20 protein-coding genes are annotated in these 25619 nt (G+C 69.6%); 7 read left to right on the forward strand and 13 right to left on the reverse strand.

Features of this window, described 5'->3' with window-relative positions; all coding sequences use genetic code 11:
* Positions 1–39 precede the first annotated feature (39 nt).
* The 8 genes from JFB92_RS12695 to JFB92_RS12730 form a co-directional block, all read right to left on the reverse strand.
* Entirely contained in the window at positions 40–1221 is a 1182-nt protein-coding gene (locus JFB92_RS12695) for a hypothetical protein (protein WP_199038941.1), read from the reverse strand.
* Entirely contained in the window at positions 1218–1763 is a 546-nt protein-coding gene (locus JFB92_RS12700; protein WP_199038944.1) for a SigE family RNA polymerase sigma factor, read from the reverse strand. The genes JFB92_RS12695 and JFB92_RS12700 overlap by 4 nt, the downstream gene beginning before the upstream one ends.
* A 159-nt stretch (positions 1764–1922) precedes the next feature.
* Positions 1923–2729, reverse strand: coding sequence for a PH domain-containing protein (locus JFB92_RS12705; protein ID WP_199038964.1), 807 nt, complete (start codon positions 2727–2729; stop codon positions 1923–1925).
* Positions 2730–2742: 13 nt separating this feature from the next.
* Entirely contained in the window at positions 2743–2901 is a 159-nt protein-coding gene (locus JFB92_RS12710) for a hypothetical protein (RefSeq protein ID WP_199039042.1), read from the reverse strand.
* 273 nt (positions 2902–3174) lie between these two features.
* Entirely contained in the window at positions 3175–3831 is a 657-nt protein-coding gene (locus tag JFB92_RS12715) for a TrmH family RNA methyltransferase (protein WP_199038967.1), read from the reverse strand.
* Between the two features lie 253 nt (positions 3832–4084).
* Positions 4085–6250: a heavy metal translocating P-type ATPase gene (locus tag JFB92_RS12720; protein WP_199038970.1), complete on the reverse strand. Its 2166-nt coding sequence runs from the start codon at positions 6248–6250 to the stop codon at positions 4085–4087.
* A 191-nt stretch (positions 6251–6441) separates the two neighbouring features.
* Positions 6442–8361 (reverse strand): acetoacetate--CoA ligase, encoded by a 1920-nt coding sequence (locus JFB92_RS12725; protein WP_307789133.1) that lies wholly within the window; start codon positions 8359–8361, stop codon positions 6442–6444.
* Positions 8362–8430: 69 nt separating this feature from the next.
* Positions 8431–9657, reverse strand: coding sequence for an MFS transporter (locus tag JFB92_RS12730; protein ID WP_199038973.1), 1227 nt, complete (start codon positions 9655–9657; stop codon positions 8431–8433).
* 202 nt (positions 9658–9859) lie between these two features.
* On the opposite strand from JFB92_RS12730, the gene JFB92_RS12735 reads away from it, so the two are divergent.
* The 3 genes from JFB92_RS12735 to JFB92_RS12745 are packed head-to-tail and all read left to right on the forward strand — an operon-like array spanning position 9860 to position 12019.
* Positions 9860–10528 (forward strand): FadR/GntR family transcriptional regulator, encoded by a 669-nt coding sequence (locus JFB92_RS12735; RefSeq protein WP_307789134.1) that lies wholly within the window; start codon positions 9860–9862, stop codon positions 10526–10528.
* A 60-nt stretch (positions 10529–10588) separates the two neighbouring features.
* Entirely contained in the window at positions 10589–11050 is a 462-nt protein-coding gene (locus tag JFB92_RS12740) for an RrF2 family transcriptional regulator (protein ID WP_199038976.1), read from the forward strand.
* 36 nt (positions 11051–11086) lie between these two features.
* Complete coding sequence (locus JFB92_RS12745) at positions 11087–12019, forward strand: YihY/virulence factor BrkB family protein (RefSeq protein WP_199038993.1); 933 nt, start codon at positions 11087–11089, stop codon at positions 12017–12019.
* 66 nt (positions 12020–12085) lie between these two features.
* On the opposite strand, the gene JFB92_RS12750 is transcribed toward JFB92_RS12745, so the two are convergent.
* The 3 genes from JFB92_RS12750 to JFB92_RS26610 all read right to left on the reverse strand — a co-directional run bounded on the left by JFB92_RS12750 (position 12086) and on the right by JFB92_RS26610 (position 17498).
* Positions 12086–15808 (reverse strand): rhamnogalacturonan lyase family protein, encoded by a 3723-nt coding sequence (locus JFB92_RS12750; RefSeq protein WP_199039006.1) that lies wholly within the window; start codon positions 15806–15808, stop codon positions 12086–12088.
* Positions 15809–15967: 159 nt separating this feature from the next.
* Positions 15968–17038 carry a PLP-dependent cysteine synthase family protein gene (locus JFB92_RS12755; protein ID WP_199039009.1) on the reverse strand — a complete coding sequence of 357 codons (1071 nt, stop codon included), beginning with the start codon at positions 17036–17038 and terminating at the stop codon, positions 15968–15970.
* Entirely contained in the window at positions 17025–17498 is a 474-nt protein-coding gene (locus JFB92_RS26610) for an Lrp/AsnC family transcriptional regulator (RefSeq protein ID WP_199039013.1), read from the reverse strand. The genes JFB92_RS12755 and JFB92_RS26610 overlap by 14 nt, the downstream gene beginning before the upstream one ends.
* A gap of 227 nt (positions 17499–17725) precedes the next feature.
* On the opposite strand from JFB92_RS26610, the gene JFB92_RS12765 reads away from it, so the two are divergent.
* Together JFB92_RS12765 and JFB92_RS12770 are read left to right on the forward strand one after the other, a co-directional pair.
* Entirely contained in the window at positions 17726–17941 is a 216-nt protein-coding gene (locus tag JFB92_RS12765) for a BldC family transcriptional regulator (RefSeq protein ID WP_199039016.1), read from the forward strand.
* Between the two features lie 466 nt (positions 17942–18407).
* The gene (locus JFB92_RS12770; protein WP_199039019.1) at positions 18408–20168 is read left to right on the forward strand and encodes a glycoside hydrolase family 6 protein; all 1761 of its coding nucleotides are present in this window, start codon (positions 18408–18410) and stop codon (positions 20166–20168) included.
* A 122-nt stretch (positions 20169–20290) separates the two neighbouring features.
* Here JFB92_RS12770 and JFB92_RS12775 read toward each other — a convergent pair whose 3' ends face one another.
* A complete protein-coding gene (locus tag JFB92_RS12775) occupies positions 20291–20914 on the reverse strand; it encodes a TetR/AcrR family transcriptional regulator (RefSeq protein ID WP_199039022.1) in 624 nt (207 codons plus the stop codon).
* A gap of 14 nt (positions 20915–20928) precedes the next feature.
* Positions 20929–22530 (reverse strand): MFS transporter, encoded by a 1602-nt coding sequence (locus JFB92_RS12780; RefSeq protein WP_199039026.1) that lies wholly within the window; start codon positions 22528–22530, stop codon positions 20929–20931.
* Positions 22531–22683: 153 nt separating this feature from the next.
* On the opposite strand from JFB92_RS12780, the gene JFB92_RS12785 reads away from it, so the two are divergent.
* The gene (locus tag JFB92_RS12785; RefSeq protein ID WP_199039028.1) at positions 22684–24153 is read left to right on the forward strand and encodes a menaquinone biosynthesis decarboxylase; all 1470 of its coding nucleotides are present in this window, start codon (positions 22684–22686) and stop codon (positions 24151–24153) included.
* 39 nt (positions 24154–24192) lie between these two features.
* Complete coding sequence (mqnP, locus tag JFB92_RS12790; RefSeq protein WP_199039031.1) at positions 24193–25083, forward strand: menaquinone biosynthesis prenyltransferase MqnP; 891 nt, start codon at positions 24193–24195, stop codon at positions 25081–25083.
* Positions 25084–25619: the final 536 nt, after the last annotated feature.

Genomic DNA, 25619 nt, shown 5'->3' on the forward strand with positions numbered 1-25619 from the left:
AAGGCGATCCGCGTCTCTCGGCCGCCTCACCCTCCGGTGTTAGATGTAGCTCCGCACCGGGAACAGGGCGCCTTCCGGCGGAGTCAGCTCCCGAATCACGGGTTCGTCCCCGGAGCTGTCGACCAGGGTCCATACGTCGTCGCCGGGGTCGAAGGCGATATGCCACTGCGAACCCGGATCGGTGTAGTTGAACTCGCGATCGTACACCGAATCCCACAGACCGGAGTCGTCTGGGAGCCCGATCATTTCGTCCACCGACCAGTATCGCGAGATTGCCTCGTCGACGAAGTCGGCCGAGGCGGCGTCGCCTCCGGCCGCTTCCGTCAAGAGGGTGTCGATCTCGGGGTCGCCGATCTGGCCGCACTGCTCCGAGCCGGCCTCTGAAGTGCCCGGCTCGAGATCGGAGACGCACACGTAGCCGTCTTGGGAGTAGTCGGCCAGGACGGCGGCCTGGTATCCGGCCGAGGCGATCGACTCGAGGCCCAGGTTGCCCTGCTCGTTGAAGTAGTACGGGCCGCCCGAGGCCCCCCCGCTGGTGCTGATCAGGTCGGCGGACAGAACCACCAGGCTGTCGTTCCAGTCCAGCAGGTTGAGGGAGTAGTCGAGGGCGAGCGTGCTCGGCCCTTCCGGTTCTTCGGGTATCCCCCCCGGATAGATGTCGTAGAGCCAGCGGTCGGGCTCGTAGGCGTCGTCGGTGTAGGAGACCGCGAACGCCTCGGCGTCGCTGCGGACCTCGGCGGTCGCGAACTCCGAGGTCGAGGAGAGTCCGTACTCGATCGACGACCCGCCGTCGAGGGAGACCACCTGCACCGTCTCGGGCGAGCTCGCCACGTAGGTCTCCGCCAGCCGGTCCACGGCCGTCGGCTCGTCCGAGACGGAGAGCGGGATGAACTCGTCGTCGGTGTTGATCACGCCGTATTCGCCCTGCCGTTCGGCGACGAACTCGACGTCGAACTCCTGCTGGGCCTCCTCGGCGGTGACGTCGGAGGCGACCGGCGGCCCGTCCGGGTCGACCAGAGCGGTCAGCGGCGCCCAGGCGACCGCTCCGGCGGCGAAGACGACCGCCGCCACGCCGCCGGCGCCCGCCGCGACGCGGCGGCGTCTGCGGATGCGACGGGCGCCCCCGATCGCCGCGTCGGCCAGGCCGTCGACGGGCGGGGTCGCGTCCTGCACTCGCGCGGCGAATTCGCTGCGCAAGAAGTGTTCGAGATCGTCGCTCACGCAGCCTCCTCCCCGCCGACGCCCAGGCCGAGGGCGGCGGAGGGGCTGCCGAGCCGCTTGCGCAGCCCTGCCAGGGCGCGCGAGGCCTGGCTCTTGACGGTGCCGATCGAGATGCCGAGGACCTCGGCGATCTGGGCGTCGGTGCGGTGCTCGTAGAAGCGCAGCACCAACACCGCGCGCTGCCGTTTGGGAAGGCTCGAGACGTGCCGCCACATCGCGTCGCGGACGGCGGTGCGCTCGGCGAAGTCGCGGGAGTGGTCGGGGCGGTCGTCGACGAGGTCGGCGGGGCGCTCGCGGTTGGAGCGCTTGCGCCACCAGGAGGCGTTGGTGTTGTAGAGCACCCGGCGGGCATAGGCGTCCACCGAATCGGTGGTCCTGATCCTGCCCCAGGCCAGGTACGTCTTAGTCAACGTGGTCTGCACCAAGTCCTCCGCTGTCGCCCAGTTCCCCGTGAGGAGGTACGCCGCGCGGTGCAGCGACGCCGAACGCGCCGCTACGAATTCGCGGAACTCCTCGTCCCGAGACGATTTGGCTTCGCTCAACGCGTCTCCTTGGGGGGTCCGAACAACAGACGACTCACCCCCGGTAGATGGTTGCTCCGCGCAGCTCAGAATTCTGCCAAGACGGGGACCTATGGGCAACCGAGGGTATCTCAAACGGGAGTATACCTAGTAGGTGCGACCCTATGAGAACCCCTCTGATCAGGCGTCGGCCCCGGCGTCCTTCTTCTCGGGCGCCTCCAGGAGCTCTTCCTCTTCGTCGTCCTCGCGCTCGTCGACGGCCTCGGGCTCGTACATCTCCTCGCACATCTGGAGGTAGAGCTCGTTGGGGTTCGGCAGGTGCGGGACGTTCCGCAGGGCCTGGTCCTGACCGGCCGACTCGATGATGAACTCGCCGTAGTTGAGCATCCGGCCCATCGGGGTCTGCGCGTACTTCATGTCGGTGACGCGGCCCAGCGGCATCATCGCGACCGATCTGGTGATGACGCCCTGGATCAGCATGATCCGCTTGTTGGTGAGGATGAACCGGTCCATGTACCAGTCGAGGATCTTCCAGCCGACGAAGCCCAGGATCGCCAGCCAGGCGACGATCGTGATCATCAGGCCGGTATCGCGCGAGTCGGACTCCCATTTCATGAGCAGTCCGGAGGCGAAGCCCATGATGAAGGTGGCGAGGGTGCCGATGATGTACCAGGGCATCAGGTGGATCCAGTGGCGGCGCCACTCCCCGCGGTACTTCTCGGTCGGGAACAGGTAGCGGGCCGAGATCGGCGAGGGCACGTCGGGGACGGCCAGCGGGCGCGATCCGGAGAGGAAGCCTCCGGCGGCGCTGTCGTCGAAGCGCACGCCGTCGATGTCGGACGCGGCAGTGGCCGGCGCTCCGGCCGGGATCTCGCTCGTGGGGGTGTCGGCACCGGGGGCGGGGCTGTCGGAGGGAGCGCGGGGTGCGGGCGGTTCCAGCGGCTCGGTGTCCTTGCGTTCCGAGCCGCCTGCACCGGTATCGGTCATCGCGTGATCGTCCTCAGGTCACCAGACCGGTCAGGAATGTGGCGAATCCCTGTCCGACATCCCCGATCGCTCCGGCGATCGAGCTGACGACGCCGCCGGCCTCGTCCGGCCTATAGGCGATGAAGAACACCAGGAACGCCAGTCCGCCCCAGGTCAGAATCTTCTTGATCATCCTTACCCTCCCATCAAGGGACCTGGCCAAACGTCCGTCCCGCGCAGGCTCGGTTCAGTTTATCGTACGAGTATGTCTCGACTGTTGCCTTTTGATCGGGTGCTCCGGCGTCCTCCGGAGTCACGTTCAGCGTAACCCGTCAGGCCCGGTTTCGCCCGGCCCCGCCGTCCGTCGACGGAGCGACATATTCGCTTCTTCCAACGGGCAGCCTACCTTAAGTGACCTTCCATTGGCTCAATGTAGGCACAAAGCCGCAGGTACCCTAGGGAAGCGTCAGGTATCCGACACTGGACGTTCGGGGTTCTGGCCGAACACGTGTTCCCTGACCCAGGCGTGCATGGCGATCCCGCTGGCCACACCCGCGTTGATCGAGCGGGTCGAGCCGAACTGGGAGATCGAGCAGACCTTGGCGCACACCCGGCGGACCGGTTCGGACAGCCCCGGGCCCTCCTGGCCGAACACCAGGACCGCGTTGCGCGGCAGCGAGGTCGTCTCGATCGGGACCGAGCCGGGCAGGTTGTCGACGCCGACGACCGCCAGCGCCTCGGCGGCGGCCCAGGCGGTGAAGTCCTCCACTGTCGAATGGTGCTCGATGTGCTGGTAGCGGTCGGTGACCATGGCCCCGCGGCGGTTCCAGCGGCGCTTGCCGATGATGTGGACGGCGCTGGCGGCGAAGGCGTTGGCGTTGCGGACCACGGTGCCGATGTTGAAGTCGTGCTGCCAGTTCTCGATGGCGACGTGGAAACCGTGGCGCCGCCGGTCCAGATCGGCGACGATCGCCTCCCGCCTCCAGTAGCGGTAGGGGTCGACGACGTTGCGCCGATCGCCGTGGGAGAGCAGTTCCGGGTCGTAGCGGGGGTCCTCGGGCCAAGGTCCGTCCCAGGGGCCGACGCCGATCTCGGCGGTGTCTCGATCAGTCACGCCGACCATTCCAGCACGCCCCGCCCGCTCCCGGTTCCGGAGCCGCGGAGGGCTGCTTTCGCGCCGCCCCGGCGGCTACGGGGGAAACCGACCGGGGCGACACGAAACATACTAACTTCCTCCCGCCTGCGACCAGGCACACACCTAATTGAATCCCCTTGCACCGTAAGCAAACTCGGCCATTCCAGACTCCTGTTCCCACCAACTGGCGCATCGTTCACTCCCTCACCAGGGCTCCCGGCCGTCGTCGCCCCGGATTCGCTCAGGCCCGCGAGGCGAAGGACCGCAGGCGCTGGGAGTTGAGGACCACCGAGACGCTCGAGAAGGCCATCGCGAGCCCGGCGATCATCGGGTTGAGCAGGCCGAAGGCCGCCAGCGGGATCGCGGCGGCGTTGTAGCCGAAGGCCCACGCCAGGTTCTGGCGGATGGTGCGCAGAGTCCGGCGCGCGAGGCGGATCGCGTCGACCGCGACCAGCAGGTCCCCGCGGACCAGGGTCATGTCGCTGGCCGCGATGGCCGCGTCCGTGCCGGTGCCCATGGCTATGCCCAGGTCGGCCGCGGCCAGGGCGGCCGCGTCGTTGACCCCGTCGCCGACCATCGCCACGACCCTGCCCTCGGCCTGGAGGCGGCGGACGTGGTCGAGTTTCTCCTCGGGCATGACCTCGGCGATGACCCGGTCGATGCCGACCTCGGCGGCGACGGCCCCGGCCACCGCCTTCGAGTCGCCGGTCAGCAGGACCGGGGTCAGGCCCAGCTCGCGCAGGCCCGCCACGGCGCGGGCGCTCGTGGGCCCCACCGTGTCGGCGACCGAGACGGTGCCGACCGTCTCGCCGTCGACGACGACCTCCACCACCGTCGCGGGGCTCTCCCCGCCCGACCGCTCGGCGTCCTTCGATCGTCCGATCTCGACCGTACGGCCCTCGACGCGGCCGGTCACGCCGACGCCGGGCCGGGAGGCGAAGTCCTCGACCGGCGGCAGGCCGCCGAACGCGGCGCGGGCCGCCTCGGCGATCGCGCGGGCGATCGGGTGCTCGGAGGCGTCCTCGACCGCTCCGGCGTAGCGCAGGGCCTCGTCGCCGGAGTGGTCCACCACGCTCATCCGGCCGGTGGTGACGGTGCCGGTCTTGTCCAGGACGATGGTGTCGATCCGGCGGGTCGACTCCAGGACCTCGGGCCCGGAGATGAGGATGCCCTCCCCGGCGGCCCGGGAGGTGCCGATCATCAGGGCCATCGGGGTGGCCAGGCCGAGCGCGCACGGGCAGGCGATGACCAGGACGGCCACGGCCGCGGTGACGGCCGGGCCGAGCGAGCCGACCAGGGCCCAGACGACGAGGGTCACCAGGGCGATGCCGATCACCACCGGCACGAACACCGAGGAGATGCGGTCGGCCAGGCGCTGGACGGCGGCCTTGGAGGACTGGGCGTCCTCGACCATGCGGGCCATCTGCGCCAGCTGCGTGTCCGAGCCGACGCGGGTGGCGCGCACGACCAGGCGCCCGGAGGCGTTGACCGTCGCGCCGGTGACCGACGAGCCCTCGGCGACCTCGGCGGGCACGGACTCGCCGGTGAGCATCGACTCGTCCACGGCCGAGGCTCCGGCGGTCACGGTGCCGTCGGTGGCGATCTTCTCGCCGGGCCGGACCACGAACTCGTCGCCGACGGCCAGCTCGGAGACCGGGACGCGCACTTCGCGGCCGTCGCGCAGGACCGCGACGTCCTTGGCGCCCATCTCCATCAGCGCCCGCAGGGCGGCCCCGGCCCGGCGCTTGGAGCGGTGCTCCAGGTAGCGGCCCAGGAGCACGAAGGCGGTGACGCCGGCGGCGGCCTCGAGGTAGATGTTCGAGGCGGCCTCGTCGGCCGAGCCGGTGAAGGAGAAGCCGTGCGTCATGCCGGGCATCCCGGCGTCGCCGAAGAACAGGGCCCAGACCGACCACAGGAAGGCCGCGAGGGTGCCCATCGAGACCAGAGTGTCCATGTTGGCCGCGCGGTGGCGCAGGTTGACGGCGGCGACGCGGTGGAACGGCCAGCCGCCCCACACCACCACGGGCGCGGCCAGGGTCAGCGAGAACCACTGCCAGTAGGTGAACTGGAGGGCCGGGATCATCGCCACGGCGATGACCGGCGCGGACAGGACCAGCGAGCCGACCGCGCGCTGGCGCAGGCTCCGCAACTCGGCGTCCTCGGGCTCGGCCCGGTCTGCGGCCTCGGGCTTCTCGGGCTCGACGGGGCTGGCGCCGTACCCGGTCCGCTCGACCACGGCGACCAGGTCGGCGACCGTGACGCCCTCGGGTGCGGCCACTCGGGCGCGCTCGGTCGCGAAGTTGACCGTGGCCTCGGCGCCTTCGACCCGATTCAGCTTCTTCTCGATCCGGGCCGCGCACGAGGCGCAGGTCATCCCGGTGATGTCGAGGTCGATGATGTTGGCCATGCCGCCGAGATTACCCCCTGGGGGTATCTAATGCAAACATTCGACCGTGAGTTCAAGTGACCCCGGCTGCGGGGAAGCGGCGGAGCCGCTTGGCACGCCAACGGCGCGCGAGGATCCAGCACCACCTCCCCCTCGACGTCCGTAGGCGTGCAGGCGGCGGAGCCGCCTTCCCGCAGCCGGGGGTCACCTGGTCAGAGGAAGGCGCGCAGCGCCTCGGGATTGGCCAGGGCGTCGGTCGAGATCGCCTCCTCGGGCTTGGCGCCCTTGAGGATCTTCTTGACCGGGATCTCCACCTTCTTGCCGCTCAAGGTCCGCGGCACGGACGCGATCGAGCGGATCTCATCGGGCACGTGGCGCGGCGAGAGCTGCTCGCGCAGCGCGCGCACGATCCGCTGCCGCAGGTTCTCGTCCAGCTCCGCGCCCTCCTCGAGCGCGACGTAGAGCAGCAGGCGGTCCTCGTCGTCGTCATCGAGGTGCACCACCAGGGAGTCGGCCACGTCCTCGAGGGACTCGACCACCGAGTAGAACTCCGCGGTGCCCATCCGCACCCCGCCCCGGTTCAGCGTCGCGTCGGACCGGCCCGAGATGACCGCCGAGCCGCGGTCGGTGATGGTGATCCAGTCGCCGTGCCGCCAGATCCCCGGGAAGTCCATGAGATAGGTGTCCCGGTACCGCTGGCGCAGCGGGTCGCCCCACAGGCCGACCGGCATCGACGGCATCGGCGAGACGATCACCAGCTCGCCCTCGCGCCCGATCGCGGCGTGGCCCTCGGGGTCGAAGGACTGCACGTTCGCCCCCAGGCACCGGCAGGAGAGCTCTCCGCGCCAGACCGGCACCGTCGGCGCCCCGCCGAGGAACCCGGTGCACACGTCCGTCCCGCCCGACAGCGACTGGAGCATGGCGGTCTCGCTGATGTCGGAGTAGACGTAGTCGAATCCGGCCGGCGGCAGCGGGGCCCCGGTCGAGCCGACCCCGCGCAGCCGCGACAGGTCCGCCTCCCGGGAGGGCTTGACGCCCCGGTTGCTGCAGGCCATGAGGAACGGCGCCGAGGTCCCGAAGAACGTCGTCCCCGACTCCTCGGCCAGCCGCCACAGCCCCACCGGGTCCGGCGCGCCGTCGAACAGGACGATCCCGGCGCCCACGATCGGCGCCGACACCAGGTAGTTCCACATCATCCAGCCGGTGGTGGAGTACCAGAAGAACCGGTCCCCCGGGCCCAGGTCGTGGTGCAGGGAGTGCATCTTGGCGTGCTCGACGGCCATGCCGCCGTGACCGTGGACGATCGCCTTCGGCAGCCCGGTCGTGCCCGAGGAGTACAGGACGTACAGCGGGTGGTCGAAGGTCAGCGGCTCGAACTCGATGCCGTCGTCGTAGGCGCAGAACCGTTCCCAGCACTCCCCCTCCGGCTCGGACTCCCCCAGGTACCGCAGCGTGACGACCTTGTCGACCGTCGGCAGGCCCGCGGCCACCCGGCGGATCTCGGCGGTGCGGTCGATCGCCTTGGTCCCGTACTTGTAGCCGTCGACCGCGACCAGGATCTTCGGTTCGATCTGGGAGAACCGGTCGAGCACGGCCCGCGAGCCGAACTCGGGCGCGCACGAGGAGAACACCGCCCCGAGGCTGGCCGAGGCCAGCATCAGCGCCAGGGTCTCGGGGATGTTCGGCATCCACGCCGCCACCCGGTCGCCGCGGCCGACTCCGTGCGACACCAGTCCGGCCCTGGCCCGGGCCACCGCCTCGCGCAGGTCTTCCAGGGTCCACTCCACCGGGGCCCGGGCGTCGGAGTAGCCCCGCACCAGGACCTCGTCGTCGGCGACGCCGGGCGCGGTGAGCACGGCGCGCGCGTAGTTGAACGCCTCGTCGGGGAACCAGACGGTCTCGGGCATGGTCTCGTCGGCCAGCACCCGGTGCTCCGGCACTGCCTTGCCGAGTCCGAAGTACTCCCATACCGCGCCCCAGAACGGCCGCAGGCGGTCGACCGAGTACTGCCACAGCGCCGGGTACGAGGTGAGGTCGCGCTCCTCTCGGCGCGACAGCCATTGGCCGAATCGCCCGATGTTCGTCGTCTCCACCGCATCCGGACGCGGCAGCCACAGCACCTCGTTGGTCACGATCGCCTCCCAACCTCCACACCCTTGTGGCCCACAACACTATCGTGGCACGGCTTGGCGCCGAGTGGGCTACCGGGGTGCGCTATGAGGCAATTGGTCCTCTATATACCGATCGCCGATGACGTAGGCGCCGGCCGCGATCAGCATCGCCGTCAGCAGCGCCAGGAACAGGAACGGCAGGCCCCAGGAGCCGGTCAGGCCGTGGAACCAGCCGACCGCCACCGGCCCGGAGCCGGCGATGAGGTAGCCGCCGGACTGCGCGAACGAGGACAGCGCGCTGGTCCCGCCCGAGGTGCGGGCCCGCAGCCCGAACAGGGTGAGCACCAACGGGAACACCGAGGTGCCGAAGCCGAACAGGATCATCCACAACCACGCGAGGCCGCCGCCGACGTCGAGCCACATGCCGAGGATCGCCGGAGGGTAGGTGGCCACCAGGATCCAGAACACAGGGCGCGGACCCCACCGGACGGTGAGCATCGGGACGGCCATGGCCAGCGGGATCTGGACCATCGTCAGCAGCCCGAGCATCGCCCCGGCCGCGGCCGTGCTCATGCCGCCGTCGCCCAGGATCGTGGTCGTCCATCCCATGAGGATGTAGGCGATGGCCGACTGGCCGCCGAAGACCAGCAGCAGCATCCAGGCCAGCCGGGAGCGGTGGACGCCTCGCAGGTGCGCGACCCCGTTCGCTCCGGCGGCGGCCGGCTCGGGCCGCCACAGGATCCACGGCACGATTCCCAGCAGCGCCGGGACCGACCACGCGGCCAGCGCGAGCCGCCAGTCCCCGGTCAGGTGCTCCAGCGGCGCGGTCGCGGCCGCGGCGACGGCGGTGCCGATCGCCAGAGTCGAGGAGTAGGCGGTGGTCATCGGGCCGATGCGGTGGGGGAAATAGCGCTTGATGATGACCGGGACGGCGACGTTGCCGATCGCCCCGCCCGACAGGGCCAGCAGGCTGAACAGCAGGAACAGGGCCGTGTGGCCGGAGTAGGCGCGGGCGATCAGGCCGAGGCTCATGGCCGCGAGCGCGCCGCCGATGACCGCGCGGGGCCCGAAGCGGCGGACCAGGCGCGGCGAGAAGACGCCGAGGCCGGCGAAGGCGAGCACCGGGAGGGTGGTCAGGAGTCCGGCGACGGTCTCGGACATGCCGAGCCCGGCCTGGACCCGCGGCAGCAGGGAGCCGACGCTGGTGACGGCGGTCCGGAAGTTGAACGCTGCCAGAACGACGCCGACGGCGAGCATCCAGGCGCCGAACAGGGCCGGCCGCACGGCCCTCTCGCGCACCAGGCCGACGGTGGTCATGCCGGGGGCTCCTTCCGCATGCGGGACGCAAGCGCTGTCTCACCTGTCGGAACCCGGGGCAAGGCCGCCTCACCAGGCGATATACAGTCAATGATTCATGGGATGAATGAACAGCCTGTCAACGGTACCGCGCGGGCGGTCTGCTTCAATCCGTCTAGTGTTGGGAAACACTCAAGCCCCTTTGGAGAGGTCGGTTCCGTCAGTGGCATTGCAGTCGACACGCAAGTCCGCGCTGGTCGATCAGGTGATCGAGCAGCTGCGAGGGCAGATCGGCGACGGCGAGTGGCCGGTCGGCTCGCGGATTCCCACCGAGAGTGAACTGGCCGACCTGCTCGGCGTCGGTCGCAACACCATCCGCGAGGGCGTGCGGGCCCTGGCCCACGCCGGGATGCTGGAGATCCGCCAGGGGGCCGGGACCTTCGTCGTCGGCCGCAGCGAGGTCACCGCCGCCGTCCGCCGCCGCATCGCCGCCAGCCCGGCCTCGGACACCATGGAGGTCCGCCGCGGTCTGGAGATCGAGGCCGCCCGCCTGGCCGCCCGCCGCCGCACCGACGAGGACGTGACCCGCCTGCGCATCCTCCTGGCCGAGCGCGAGGCCACCCACGCAGTCGGCGACACCGAGGCGTTCATCGCCGCCGACGTCGCCCTCCACCAGGCCGTCGCCGAGGCCAGCCACAACAAGCTCCTGACCGAGCTGTACTCGGAGCTGGCCGACTCCCTGAGCGAGGCCGTGCGCGCCGGCGTCGGCGACGACATCGACTCCGAGCCCCATGTGGACCACAGCCGCGCCATCGAGGCCATCATCGCAGGCGACCCCGAACTGGCCGCCGCCGAGACCGCCTCCTACCTGCGCGACCTCATCGACGACTGAAACCGGTCTCCGCGACCGAGAGATAGCATCGGTACGTACCCGAGAACGAGAGGAATCCGCATGCGCCTGTCCGCCCGCGTCGATTACGCCCTCCGCGCCGCGGTCTCGCTCGCCGGATACGGCGACCGGTGGGTGTCGGCCGAGCAGATCGCCGACGATCAGGACATCCCGCGCAAGTTCCTCGAGTCGATCCTGCTCCAGCTGCGGCGCGGCGGCATCGCCGCCTCCAAGCGCGGCCCCGAGGGCGGCCACCGGCTCGCCCGCGGCGGCGACGAGATCAGCCTCGCCGACGTCATCCGCGCCGTCGACGGGCCCCTGGTGGGCGTCCGCGGCGAGCGCCCCGAACAGGTCCCCTACTCGGGCACGGCCCGCGCCCTGACCGACGTGTGGATCGCGCTGCGGGTCAACGAGCGCGACATCCTCGAGTCGGTCAAGCTCGCCGACGTCGCCGCCGACCGGCTCCCGGCCACCGTCACCAAGCTCCTCGAAGACCCCGATGCCTGGGTCATCCGCGGCGCTTGAGGCCCGCCCCGGGCCGGGGTTTGGAAGAATCGGGCCGTGAAGTTCCCCGACCTGGAAGCGTGGTGGGACCGCGTCGTGGCCGCCTCCCGCCGGCGCTGGCGCTTCGCCGACCACGCCTGGAGGGCCAAGGAGCGCTTCTTCGAGGTCCACAGCGGCCAGTTGGCCGCGGCCGTCTCCTACTACGCCTTCTTCGCGGCGCTGTCGATGTCGCTGCTGGCCCTGGCGATCTTCGGCTACATGCTGAACTTCCCCGACGTCTACGACACCGTCGAGACCTGGCTCCAGACCAACCTGCCGGTGATCGACATCGGGGTCCTGGAGGACTCCCGGCAGTCGGTGACGATCCTGGCCGCCATCGCCCTCGTCGTCGCCGGGGTCGCCTGGGTCCAGTCGGTGCGGACCTCGATCCGCCTGGCGTGGGGCCTGGAGGCGCAGCCGGGCAATCCGATCCTGCGGTGGCTGATCGACCTGCTGGTGCTGATGGGACTCTCGATCCTGCTGCTGATCACCATCGGCGCGACCGCCGGGGCCGAGGCCGTGCTGGCCTGGCTCGACCTCGACCACGCCGACGGCTCGCTGGCCCTGCTGATCTCGGGCGGCTCGGTCCTGGTGGGCCTGCTGGCCAACGCGCTGCTGGCGGCGGTCCTGCTCCAGGCCCTGCCGCGCCTGGCGCTGCCGCCCAAGCGGGTGCTGGCGGCCTCCATGTTCGTGTCGGTGGGCCTGGAACTGCTCAAGACGGTCGGGCGCATCTACATCCTGAACGTCTCCGACCGGCCCGCCTACCAGGCGGTGACCACGGCGGTGGGCCTGCTGCTGTTCCTGTACGTGTTCAACGTGCTGCTGATGCTGGCCGCGGCCTGGACGGCGACCTCGCAGCGCGGCACCGCCATCGATCTGTACCAGCGGACGAGGATCCGCAACGGCGAGTCCGTTTCGGAGGCCGAGGACCGGCCCGGACCGATGCCGTGAGCGAGGGGCGGCCCGGGCTCGCGCCCAGGCCGCCCCTTTTATTCAGTGTTCAGTTGCGGGAGCGGGTCAGGCGACCGCGCAAATCCCGTCGTTCAGCACGAACATGCCCGGGTGGTCGGGGTCGCCGGTGCCCTGGAATCCGATCTGCTTGGTCTTCCCCGGCTTCAGCGGGAAGTTCCAGAAGGCGGGGTCGACCTCCAGCGTGTCGCCTTCCAGAGTGACCTCGCCGCCCCAGTCGTGCTTCACCGTCTCGACGCCGGTGCCCCTCCAGGACAGGTCCCAGCCGTCGATCGGCTCGTCGCCGGTGTTGGTGACCTTGACCTGGACGACGAACCCGTCGCCCCAGTCCGCGGCGACCTTGTACTCGACCGAGCAGTCGGCCGGGAGGTAGGGCGCCTCGGGGGCCGCGCCGTCGCCGGAGGCGGTGATCGGCTTCCACTGCGGCTCGTCCATGTCGTAGCCGATGAAGAAGCTCGGCCACGGCGGCTGATTGTAGGACTCGTTCTGCCAGGCGACCGCCAGGCGGTACTGCGGGTCCTGCATCAGCGTCGGGATCGAGTGCTCGGTCTCGATCACGGTGGTGAAGATCCGCACTCCGTCGTCCGAGTCCTTGCGCAGGATCAGCTCCTCGCGCCAGTCGCCGAACAGGTCGGCGGTCAGCACCGGGTTGCCCTTGGTGCCGTTGTTGGTGTGGACGCCCTCGGGAGTGAAGATCTCCTCCTGCTCGCCGGCCTCCGGATCCCACTCGGCGATGTAGGGGTGGATCGGCTCGTAGACCTCTTCGTCGAACTCGTGGTCGAAGATCTCCCGTCCCAGGTCCCCGTCCCACCAGATCATGTGGTTGGCCGAGGGAATGGTCTCGCCGATGAGGGTGCCGTCGGCGGCCCGCAGCTCGCCGGCGCGGGAGTCCCACGCGCCGTCGGCGGTCACGGCCCAGCATTCGGCGCCGGGGTGGTCGGGGTCGATGTCGCCGCAGGTGCCGCGGCCGACGTCGCTGTCGCCGGGCATCGACCAGATGACCTCGCCGGTCTCGGCGTCGCGCATGGCCGCGCCGATGTTCCCCGAGCAGCTCATGCACTCGAACGGGCTGAAGATCTCCAGGCCCTCACGGTCCGGGTCGAGGTCGCCCACGTGCAGCGCGTCGCCGTGCCCCAGCTCGGAGCTGTACAGCGGCGTCCCGTCGTCGTTGATCGTCAGGGAGCCGTAGACGACCTCGTCGCGGCCGTCGGCGTCGACGTCGGCGATCGACAGCTGGTGGTTGCCCTGGCCCGAGTACTGCGGGCCGAAGTCCTGGGACTTGAAGTCCCAGCGCTTGACCAGGCTCTGGCCGTCCCAGTCCCAGGCGGCGACCTCGCTCTTGGTGTAGATGCCGCGGCTGGTGATCAGGCTCGGTCCGCTGCCGTCCAGGTAGGCCACCGAGGCCATCATGCGGTCGCCGCGGTTGCCGTAGCAGTCGCCCCAGTCGCAGATGTCGCCGCGGGCCGGGTCGTAGTCGGCCGTGTCGAGCGCGGCCCCGGTCTGTCCGTCGAAGACGGTCAGGAACTCCGGGCCCTCCAGGATGCGGCCGGAGTCGTTGCGGTGGTCGGCCTCGGCGTCGCCGATCACGGCGCCGGTGCCGTCGACGGTCCCGTCGGCGGTCTTGAGCGCGACCTCGGCCTCGCCGTCGCCGTCGAGGTCGTAGGCGATCAGCGAGGTGTAGTGGGCCCCGGCCCGGATGTTGACGCCCAGGTCGATGCGCCACAGCAGCTCTCCGGAGAGGGTGTAGGCGTCGATGTAGACGTTCCCGGTGTGGCCGTCGTGCGCGTTGTCCTTGCCGTTGGACGGGTCCCACTTCTGGATGAGCTCGTAGGTTCCGTCGCCGTCCACGTCGGCGGCGGTGGCGTCGCCGGGCGAGTAGGTGTAGTCGACGCCGTCGGGGGTCGTGCCTCCTTCGGGGCGGTCCATGTCGATGTCGATGTACTGCCGGTCCCAGGCGGTGACCGAGTCGGTGTAGCCGGTCTCCTCGCCGTCCTGGACGGTCGCGATCCAGTAGGTGGAGTTGGCGGTGCCTTCGGCGTCGGTGAGGTTGGTCGCCTCGGTCGGCTCGTCGGTGATCAGCTCGCCGTCGCGGTAGACGTTGAACGCGGTGCCCTCGGGGTCGAGCGGGAGGCTGCGCCAGCCGAGGTAGACGCCGCCCTCGACGTCCACGGCGACCGGGGCGCGGTCGATGTCCTCCATCTGCGCCGAGCAGTCCTCGCACGGCTCGTCGGCGGCTCCGCCGTCGCCGGGAAGGTCGCCGACTCGGGTGATCTCCAGGCCGTTGAGGTGTCCGGTCTGGCCGGTCACGGTCATGTCGAGCCGGCCGTCCTCGACGAAGATCCCCTCGAAGTCGTGGGTGGCGACCGACTGGGATCCGGCGTTGCCCGCGCCGTAGTCGAAGCCCTCGAACGCGAAGTCGGACCGGGAGGTGCCCAGGTAGTCGCCGACGGTGACGCGCGCGGTGTAGTTGCCGTCCGGCACGTCCACCGCGAAGGTGTACTCGCCGCCGAACCAGGCCACGAAGTCCCGGCCGACCGGGTCGTCGTCGCCGCCCCGGTCGCGGTCGATGGCCTCGGTCATGTCGGTGGTGAACCCGTAGCCGGACTCCTCGCTGTAGGCGGTGCCGCGGTCGGCCTCGGTGTAGTCCTCGGCCGCGACCTGGCTGGCCGGTCCGAAGTCGAACTTCCATCCGGCGCTGGCGGTGGTGACGCTCAGCGTCTCGGAGAACTCGGACTCGCCGAGTCCGTTGACGGCGGCCACGGCGAATTCGTAGGGGGCGTCCTCGGCGAGGCCGGAGACGCGTCCTTTGCCGACGGTGGAGGTGGTGCCCAGGCGCCACTCGCCGCCGGATTCGCGCACGTAGACGCGGTAGATGTCGGTCTCGACCTCGTCCCAGGTGAGGGTGACCGAGGCGTTGGAGACCGTCTCGGCGTTCAGGCCGGCGGGCGCGTCGGGGACGCTGTCGGGCGGGGCCACGTCGACCACGTGGTCGGCCAGCGGCTCGTCGAGGGTCGCGGTCTCCTCGGCGACCAGGCGGGCCATCTGGATGGCGCCGTACTCCTGGAAGTGGGTGTCGTCGGCGGTTCCGTCGGGCCGGTTCGGGTAGACCCCGGCCGGGACGTGCAGGAACACCGACTTGGCCTCTTCGGGGCCGATCTGGTCGAGGTAGGCGCGCGAGGAGGCCGAGAGGTCGACCATCGCGGTGCCGGTCTCCTCGTGGAGCTCGCGGACCTTCTCGACGTACTCGGGGAAGGAGACGTCGAACTCGCCGGTGTCGGCGTCGAAGGAGCGGCGGGACACCGGGGTGACCAGGACCGGGATCGCGCCCTTGTCGAGGGCGCCCTGGATGTAGTCGTCCCGCAGGTATTCCTTGTAGTCCTCGGGAGGGGTGTAGCGCTCGGGCCGGGACTGGGTGGCGTCGTTGTGGCCGAACTGGACGAACAGGTAGTCGCCGGGCTGGATCTGGTCGAGGATCGTGTCGAGGCGGCCCTCTTCGACGAAGGAGCGGGAGGACCGGCCGCCGATGGCGTGGTTGGCGACGGTCACCTCCTCGTCGAAGTAGCGGTCGAGCACCTGGCCCCATCCGGCCTGGGGCTCCCAGTAGGGGTCGTAGGTCTGGACGGTGGAGTCGGAGGCGAGGTAGACGGTGATGCCGTCGTCCTGGGCCTGGGCCGGGGAGGCGGCCCCTACGAGGCCCGCGGCGGTCGCGCCCGCCGCGAGAGTGGCGACGACGCGGCGGCGCCATCGGGGAGGAGAGGTCTCTGTTCTCATGTTCACTTCCGTAGTGCCTTTGAGAGGGGGTCTGACCTGAATCGTTTCAATTCAGCGAGCGGATTCCAGGGCAAACGCTTACTACGGAACGAGACGCTACGCTCGGACTCAACAAAAGTCAATACATGTCGATACTTTCCACCGCGGCGGCGCGGCCGGTCAGCCCGGCAGCAGCCCCGCGAGCCGCTCGCGCGCCGGATCTAGGTCGATGCCCTGCTCGTCGAGCCACTCGTCGTCGAAATAGGACGTGCGGTAGCGCTGCCCGGAGTCGCACAGCAGGGTCACCACGCTGCCGGTGCGCCCGGCCTCGCGCATCTCGGCGATGATCGACAGCGCCGCGACGAGGTTGGTCCCGGTCGAGCCGCCCAGCGGCCGCCCCAGGCGCTCCGAGGCCCACCGCAGGCACGCGATCGACTCGGCGTCGTCCACCTTGACCATGCGGTCGACCAGGTCGGGGACGAAGGACGGCTCGACGCACGGCCGCCCGATCCCCTCGATCCTGGACCCGTGCTCGGAGGTCGCGTCGGGGTCGGCGTCGCGCCAGCCGGCGAAGAACGCCGAGCGCTCGGGGTCGACCACGCACAGCCGCGTGGCGTGGCACTGGTAGCGCACGTAGCGCCCGATGGTCGCCGAGGTCCCGCCGGTGCCGGCGCCGACCACGATCCAGGCCGGCACCGGGTGCGGTTCGAGCCGCATCTGCTCGAAGATCGACTCGGCGATGTTGTTGTTGCCGCGCCAGTCGGTGGCCCGCTCGGCGTAGGTGAACTGGTCCATGAAGTGCCCGCCGGCCGCCCCGGCCAGGCGCCGGGCCTCGGACACGGCCGCGGTCGGGTCGCCCACCAGGTGGGCCTTGCCGCCGTAGAACTCGATCTGGGCGATCTTGGACCGGCTGGTCGAGGCGGGCATGACCGCGGTGAACGGCAATCGGAGCATCCGCGCGAAGTAGGCCTCGCTGACGGCGGTCGAGCCGCTGGAGGCCTCGAAGACGGGTGTGCCCTCGCCGAGCCAGCCGTTGCAGATCGCGTAGAGGAACAGCGAGCGGGCCAGGCGGTGCTTGAGCGAGCCGGTCGGGTGGACCGACTCGTCCTTGAGGTAGAGGTCGACGCCCCACTCCTCGGGCAACGGGAAGGGCAGCAGGTGGGTGTCGGCGCTGCGGTTCGCGTCGGCGGCGACGGCCGTGATCGCCCAGTGCGTCCAGTCCCGGTCGTGGGACCGGTCAATCGACTCCATGCTCGACCTCGCCGGTCGGGATCGGCTGGGGCCGGTCCTCCCACTTGGTCGAGAGCGTGATGGTGGTGCGGGTCTGGGCGACCCCGCCGATGCCCGCGACGCGGTGGATGAGCTGCTCCAGGTCGGCCATCTTGGGGACGCGGACCTTGATCTGGTAGCACTCGACCCCGGCCAGGAAGTAGCAGGACTCGATCTGCTCGATCGCGCCCAGCTTGTCGCAGATCGCCAGGTGGTCGGCGCTGGAATCGGGGATGATGCCGATGAGGGCGGTGATGCCGAGTCCGATGGCCTCGGGGTCGACCACGGCCTGGTAGCCGGTGATGACGCCGTTCTTCTCGAGCTTGGCGACGCGGTCCTGGACCGACGGCGCGGTGAGCCCGACCCGCCGGGCGAGCTCCGCGTAGGAGGTCCGCCCGTCGGCGCGCAGCAGGTTCACGATGGTCCGGTCGATCTCGTCCACTCGTCGAGGATAACCATAGGGAGCGGCGGGTCGTTCTGACTGTCTGATGCCCGCTTACTCCCTGCGCGGGGAAACCGTCTTCCCGCGTACCGGCCGTATCCCTGGTACTTTCAGGCAAAACCTACCAACCGAAAGTATGTCCAAGAACTCATGGCAGGTTTGACTGAATAGTGATGTAATGGGTTTAACCGCACGAAGTGAGTGTTCATCACGGGGAGGATGGAATCATGGAGACCGAGGACCGCCTACTCACACCCGGCGAAGTGGCCTCGCTGTTCCGCGTCGATCCCAAGACCGTCACGCGCTGGGCCGCGGCCGGTCGCATCGGCAGCATCCGGACACCCGGCGGTCACCGGCGGTTCCGCGAGTCCGAGGTCCGCGCGCTGCTCGAGGGCGACGCCGAGGCGCAGACCGGCTTCGAAGCCGGCCACAGCACGCATTAGCGACCCGGCGGCCGGCCCCAGAGGAGACCCGGACCGCCCCCACCGAACCGCGGCCCGCGGGACCCGGCAGAGCCTGCCGAATTAACGGCTCGAAAACCTATCAGATACGTGCACCTCGAACGCCGGTGCCGCGCAGCCAGTCCGGACCGATCCGGGCCGAGCGCGCGGGGACCGGCGTTCCGCGCGTCCGGGGCAGCGGCGACCCCGGCGCGGTGCGTACCGGCGGCTTCGGACGATGCGCGGGAGCGGTTTCACAGAATCAAGCGCTTTCAGGCGGAAACCTATTGGAAATATCCCTCAGAAAGCCTTGACAGCCCCGTCAAACATCGGAGATTATCAATACAAGCTTGGGAGCGCTTCCCTGCGAACGATGACCCCCAGAAGAGATCTCACGAGAACCGACCTCAACGGAACCCCATCCTGAGCCGCCGAAGTGAGCGGCCCGACGAACGAAGGATATCGAATTATGCAAGTACATCGAAGGCGCAGGAGGCTGGCGGTGACCGCGGCCGCCGTGGCCTCGCTCGGCGCCGGCGCCCTGACGATCGCCTCGGCGAACACCGTGTTCGCCAACGAAGGCTGCGAAGTCGAGTACGAGGTCGTCAACGACTGGGGCAGTGGGTTCCAGGCCAACGTGAGCGTCACCGCCGGTGACGCGATCGACGGCTGGGACATCTCCTGGGACTTCCCGTCCGGTACCACCGTCAGCAGCGCCTGGAACGTCGACTGGAGCCAGAGCGGTTCCACCTTCAACGGCTCCGACGTGGGCTGGAACGCCTCGGTCGCCTCCGGTCAGACCAGCGAGCTGTTCGGCTTCGTCGCCAACGGCAGCTCGGGCGCGCCCGGCGAGTTCTCCATCAACGGGATCGTCTGCGACGGCGAGGTCGACGACGACGACCCGACCACCCCCGACGACGATGACGATGACGACGACAACGACGGCGACCAGCTGGACAACCCCTATGACGGGGCCCAGGTCTACGTCAACCCGCAGTGGGCCGACCAGGCCGCCGCCGAGCCCGGCGGGGAGGCCATCGCCGACCAGCCGACCGGCGTCTGGATGGACTCCACCGGCACCGTGACCGGCGACGGCGACCCGGGATCGACCGGAGGCTGGAGCCTCGAGCAGCACCTGGACGAGGCGGTCGACCAGAACGCCGATCTGATCCAGGTCGTCATCTACAACCTGCCCGGCCGCGACTGCGCCGCCCTCGCCTCCAACGGCGAGCTCGGCCCGGACGAGATCGACGAGTACAAGAGCGGGTACATCGACCTGATCACGAGCATCGTCGACGACCCGGCATACGAGGACCTCAGGAAGGTCTTCGTGATCGAGATCGACTCGCTGCCGAACCTGGTCACCAACGTCTCCCCGCGCGAGACCGCGACGGACAACTGCGATGAGATGGCCGCCAACGGCAACTACCAGGACGGCATCTCCTACGCCGCGGCCGAGCTGGGCGCGCTGCCGAACGCGTACAACTACATCGACGCCGGCCACCACGGCTGGATCGGCTGGGAGGACTCCAACGAGCAGTACGACAACTTCAACGCCTCCGCGGCGCTGATGGGCTCGATCATCGGCATGAACGGCATGACCGCCGACGATGTCGCCGGCTTCATCACCAACACCGCGAACTACTCGGCGCTGGAGGAGCCCTACTGGGAGGTCGACCAGAACGTCGGCGGCCAGGCGCTGAACCAGAACCCGGACCTGCCGTGGGTCGACTGGAACGACTTCAACAACGAGCTCGACTTCGCGCAGGCGTTCCGTGAGGAGTTGATCGCCAACGGCTACAACTCCGACATCGGCATGCTCATCGACACCAGCCGCAACGGCTGGGGCGGCGACTACCGCCCCACCGGTCCGTCGAGCTCGGACGACCCGGTGACCTTCGTCGACGAGTCGCGGATCGACCAGCGTTACCAGAAGGGCAACTGGTGCAACCAGGCCGGTGCCGGCCTCGGCGAGCGGCCGCAGGCCAGCCCCGAACCGAACATCGACGCCTACGTGTGGATCAAGCCCCCGGGCGAGTCCGACGGCGCCTCCGAGGAGATCCCGAACGACGAGGGCAAGGGCTTCGACGAGATGTGCGACCCCGACTACGAGGGCAACGTCCGCAACGGGAACAACCCCTCCGGGGCCCGGGACAACATGCCGCTGTCGGGCCACTGGTCCTCCGAGCAGTTCGCCGAGCTGCTGGAGAACGCCTACCCGCCGCTCTAGGCAGAGAGAAAGAAGAGGAGTACGGCCCGGCGGAAGTGAGTGGCCGCCGGGCCGCTCCCGAAGACCGGATTCTCGGTTCCTTCCGATAAACGGCGGGGCCCCGCGGGACGGCGGGGCCCCGCCTATTCGGCGTCGAGCCCCCGCAGCAGGTGGTCGATGACCGACTCGGCGAGGTCCTCGCGCTGCAGCTCGGGATGCTGCCGGTACGCCTGGATCGACAGGATCGGCGCGACCAGCATGACCACGGCCAGGTCCAGGTCGATGTCCTCCCGCAGTTCGCCGCGCTCGACCCCGGCGCGCAGGACCCCGCGCACCAGCGCCCGGCGCCGCTCGTGGATCTCCTCGTGGATGCGCCGGAACTCCGGGTTCGTCCGGATCTCCATGGCCACGCACGCCAGGATCGTCTGCTCCCGGTCGGTGAAGTCCTTGCGGATGTTCTTGGCGATGCGGAGCAGGTCGTCGCGCACCGAAACGTGCGGCAGGTCCACCTCGATCGGGGACTTGATGGTCTCGACGGCGCTGGCGATGAGCTCCTCGCGGCTCTGCCAGCGCCGGTAGATCGTGGCCTTGGAGACCCCCGAGCGCTCGGCGACGGCCTCCACCGTGAGCGCGTCGATCTTGCCCTCCTCGGCGATCAGGTCCAAGGTGGCGTCGATGATGGCGCGGCTGGCGGCGGCGCTGCGCGGCCGGCCCTTGCCGGTCGGCCGCGTCGGGCACCGGTCGTCGTCGAGCTGCTCGAGTGTCACGGCATCATTCTCGCTCAGGCTTCGCTCATGGCCGGTTCGGCCTTCTGCTCGCCGGGTTCGGGGGTCGCCGAGCGCCCCTTGCCGGGGAAGAACAGGGCGATGATGATCAGGCCGAGCACGGCGACGCCGATGGCCGAGAACGCGGTGACGTGCAGGGCGGTGACGAACGAGTCGTTCGCGGCCTGCGCGACCGGGCCGACCGCCTCGGGCGGCACCGCGCCGCTCTCGAGCGCACCGTACGTGGCCGCGTAGGACTCGCGCGCCTCGTCCGGCAGCTGCGGGGCGGCGTCGGTGATCTGGGACCGGTAGGACTGGGCCATGACCGTGCCGAGCACGGCCACGCCGAGCGCGCCGCCGGTCTGGCGCAGGGTGTTGGCCAGGGCGGACCCGACTCCGGCCTGCTCGCGCGGCACCGAGGACATGAGCGTGTTCATCGCCGGCGGCATGAGGTTCGCCATGCCGGCGCCGGTGATGAGGAAGAGCACGATCACGACCCAGACCGAGGTGTCGGCGTCGAAGACCAGGGCGGTGACCGCGAAGTTGGTCATCACCAGCAGCATCGCGACGATCCCGACGGCCTTGGCGCCGAAGCGCTGGACCATCGTGTTCGACAGCGGGGCGAACACGAGCATGGACGCGCCGAACGGCAGGAACAGCAGACCGGTCTCCAGCGGCGTGTAGCCCTTGAGCAGCTGGAGGTAGAAGGTCATGAAGAACATCAGGCCCATCATCCCGAAGAAGGTGAGCGTGATGATCGCCGAAGAGGCCGAGAACCGGGCGTTCTTGAACAGCTTCATGTCCAGCGAGGCGTGCGGGATGCGCCGCTCCCACAGGACGAAGCCGACCAGGACCAGCACGCCGAGCGCGATGGTGCCCCAGACCTCGATGCCGGTCCACGAGCCGCTGTCGCCGGCCTCGATGATGCCGTAGGTGAGGCTGACCAGGCCGAGCATCGACAGCCCCATGCCGACGAAGTCGGGCCGCGGCTTGCCGCCGGTGGACTCGGGGGCGAGGATGAGGACGGCGATGAGGCCGAAGATCACGATCGGGACGTTGATCAAGAAGACCGAGCCCCACCAGAAGCGCTCGAGGAGCGCGCCGCCGACGATCGGGCCGATGGCGCCGCCGATGCCGACCGCGCCGGTCCAGATGCCGAGGGCCTTGGGGAACTCCTTGGCGGAGAAGATGTTGCGCAGCAGCGAGAGCGTCGAGGGCATCATGATCGCCGCGCCGGCGCCCATGAGGGCCCGGTACCAGATGAGCTGCTCGGGGCTCGCCGAGTAGGCCGACAGCAGCGAGGCCGCGCCGAAGACGACGAGGCCGATCAGGAGCATTCGCTTGCGGCCGACGCGGTCGCCGATGACGCCGGCGGCGAACAGGAGCCCGGCGAAGACGAGCGTGTAGGAGTTGATCATCCAGGCCAGTTCGCTCTGGCTGGCGCCGACGCCGTGCTCGGGGTCGGCGAGGGTCTTCATCGCGACGTTGAGGACGGTGTTGTCGAGGACGACGACGATGAGGCTGACGACCAGGACCGCGAGGATGGCCCACCGCCGCGGGTGGCCGGCGTCCTCTTCGGGCTCGGCCGCCGCCGGCGAGTCGGAACGGGTTTCAGACACGAAAGGTTTCCTTACTTCGTGTGGACTTGAACAGATGGTGTTGCGATCAGCCTAAGCCTTTTCGAAACGATACGGTACCGTATCGTAATGTGTGTCACACGGAAAACTACCGCCGGGGTCCGACAACCCCGCCCCGCGGGCGATGGTGGTTGAATGGGCTCCGTGGCCGCGAAGTTCCCTTATGACGACCTGCAGTCGTTCCTCGCCGCGCTCCAAGCCGACGGCGAGCTCAAACGTGTCAGCGCCGAGGTCGATCCGAACCTCGAGATCTCCGAGATCACCCGGCGGGTGATCCGCGAAGAGGGCCCGGCCCTGCTGTTCGAGAACCCCGCCGGGTCAGGCATGCCGCTGGCGATCAACCTGTTCGGGACGTTCCCCCGGATGGCCGCCGCGCTCGGCGTCGACGACCTCGACGAGATCGGCCGCCGCATCGGCGAGCTGGCCAAGCCCGAGCTCCCGGTCGGCTGGGCCGGCATCCGCGACGGGCTCGGCAAGCTCCTCCAGCTGAAGTCCGCGCCGCCCAAGAAGGTGCGCCGCGCCCCCTGCCAGGAAGTCGTCTACTCCGGCGACGAGGTCGACCTGAACCGGCTCCCGGGCCTGCAGGTATGGCCCGGCGACGGGGGCGTCTTCCACAACTTCGGGCTGACGCACACCAAGCACCCGGAGACCGGCAAGCGCAACGTCGGCCTCTACCGGCTCCAGCAGCACGACGAGCGGACCCTGGGCCTGCACTGGCAGATCCACAAGAACTCCACCGGCCACTACGCCGAGGCCGAGAAGCGCGGCGAGCGCCTGCCGGTGGCGATCGCCATCGGCCCGGACCCGGTGATGGCCTACTGCGCGACCGCTCCCCTGCCGCCGGACATCGACGAGTACCTGTTCGCCGGGTTCCTGCGCGGCGAGCGGGTCGAGATGGTCGACTGCCTGACCGTGCCGCTCCAGGTCCCGGCCTCCTCGCAGATCGTCCTCGAGGGCTGGGCCGAACCGGCCGAGCGCCTCCCCGAGGGCCCCTTCGGCGACCACACCGGCTTCTACACCCCGGTCGAGCCGTTCCCGATCATGCACGTCGAGACCATGACGATGCGCAACGACCCGATCTACCACACGATCATCACCTCGGCCCCGCCGCAGGAGGACCGCGGCCTGGGCAAGGCCACCGAGCGGATCTTCCTGCCGCTGGCCAAGATCATGATCCCCGAGATCGTCGACTACGACATGCCCGAGGCCGGCGGCTTCCACAACTGCGTGATCGTCTCGATCGACAAGAAGTACCCCAAGCACGCGCAGAAGATCATGAGCGCGATCTGGGGCCTGCAACTGATGAGCCTGACCAAGCTCATCGTCGTCGTCGACGCCGACTGCGACGTGCACGACTACCAGGAGGTGGCCTGGCGGGCGCTGGGCAACGCCGACTACAGCCGGGACCTGCTGCTCACCGAGGGCCCGGTGGACCACCTCGACCACGCCTCGTACCACCAGTTCTGGGGCGGCAAGGCCGGCATCGACGCGACCGCGAAATGGCCCGAGGAGGGCTACACGCGCGGCTGGCCGGAGGAGACGCGGATGAGCTCGGCGGTCAAGGCCACCGTCGACCGCCGCTGGAAAGAGTACGGCCTTGGCTAGCCCGTCGCCCCGCCCAGCCGCTCGCCTCCCCGAACCGGAGTGAACACTGTGTCCATCGCGGCCAGGCCGAATCCGGCCAGAGACTTCCTGAAGCTCGTCGCCTTCGAGCACTCGGTGTTCGCGCTGCCATTCGCCTACCTGGCGGCGCTGACGGCGATGACCGCCGAAGGCCGGTTCGGCTGGGAGGCCCTGGTCCTGGTGACCACGGCCATGGTCTCGGCGCGCACCTTGGCGATGGCCGCCAACCGGATCATCGACCGCAAGATCGACGCCCAGAACCCGCGCACCGCCGAGCGCGAACTGGTCACCGGCAAGGTCTCGCTGCGCACCGCCTACATCGGATGCGCCGTCAGCCTGGCGGTCTTCCTGACCTCGGCCGCGCTGCTGAACCCGCTGTGCCTGGCGCTGAGCCCCCTGGCCGTCGCCCCCCTGATCGTCTACCCGTACGCCAAGCGCTTCACCGACTACCCGCACGCGATCCTGGGCCTGGCCCAGATGGTCGCCCCCGTCGGCGCGTGGCTCGCGGTCACCGGCACCTTCGACGGTGCCGCCCCCGCGATCGTCCTCGGGGCGGCCGTGGGCCTGTGGATCGGCGGGTTCGACTTGATCTACGCCTGCCAGGACGTCGAGGTCGACCGCCGCGTCGGCGTCCGCTCCACTCCCGCCCGCTGGGGAGTGAAGGCGGCCCTGCACGCCTCGACGGCCTCTCACGCCGTGGCCTGGGCGGCCTTCGCCTGGTTCGGAGTGCTGACCGGATTCGGCGTCCTCTACTGGATCGGCCTGGCGATCGTGGGAGCGGCCCTGGCCTGGGAGCACACGATCGTCAAACCGGACGACCTCTCCCGCGCCAACAAGGCGTTCTTCACCGCCAACGGCTTCATAGCCATAGCCCTCTTCGCCTTCGCCCTGACCGACCTGCTCCTGCGCTAGGCCCGTTCAACCTCCGCGACATCGACAACAAGTAGTGGATCAACCGCCGAAGGAGAGCGAGTGAAGGCGGATGGCCGACAACCAGGTCGCTGCATCCCCTGCTCAGGCCATCAGCGACGAAGAGGTGTGTGGAGGGCTGGTGTCTGCGGCGTGCCTCGGGCCGGGTGGCCCCGGGGCTGGCGTGAAGGCGGCTCGCATCCTGGCGGGTGCGCACGGTTCCGGGCGTGGATCACTTGGGACGCCACCGGGTCCGGGTGGCGAACATGAGTCTTCTCCAACCCTGCGGGTGATGGCAAGCGCTGGTTCGGCTGTCACCATTGATGTAGCACAACCGGACGGAAACCGACCAGCAGATCGAAGGTTCGAAGGTTCGGATCAAGGGGGGTGTGGCACATGGCGAGGAGCGTGAACCCGGCGGAGCGGAGTGAGAAGGCCCGTGCCATCCACGCCCAGTTCGATCAGGCGGCTGCGGCTATCAATGCCTTCCACGCCCGAGTGCTGTCCGGGGTGATCGAGGCCCAGGCCTGGAAGATCCA

It is taken from the genome of Glycomyces salinus (assembly GCF_016428645.1).
Classification (GTDB): Bacteria; Actinomycetota; Actinomycetes; order Mycobacteriales; family Micromonosporaceae; genus Glycomyces; species Glycomyces salinus.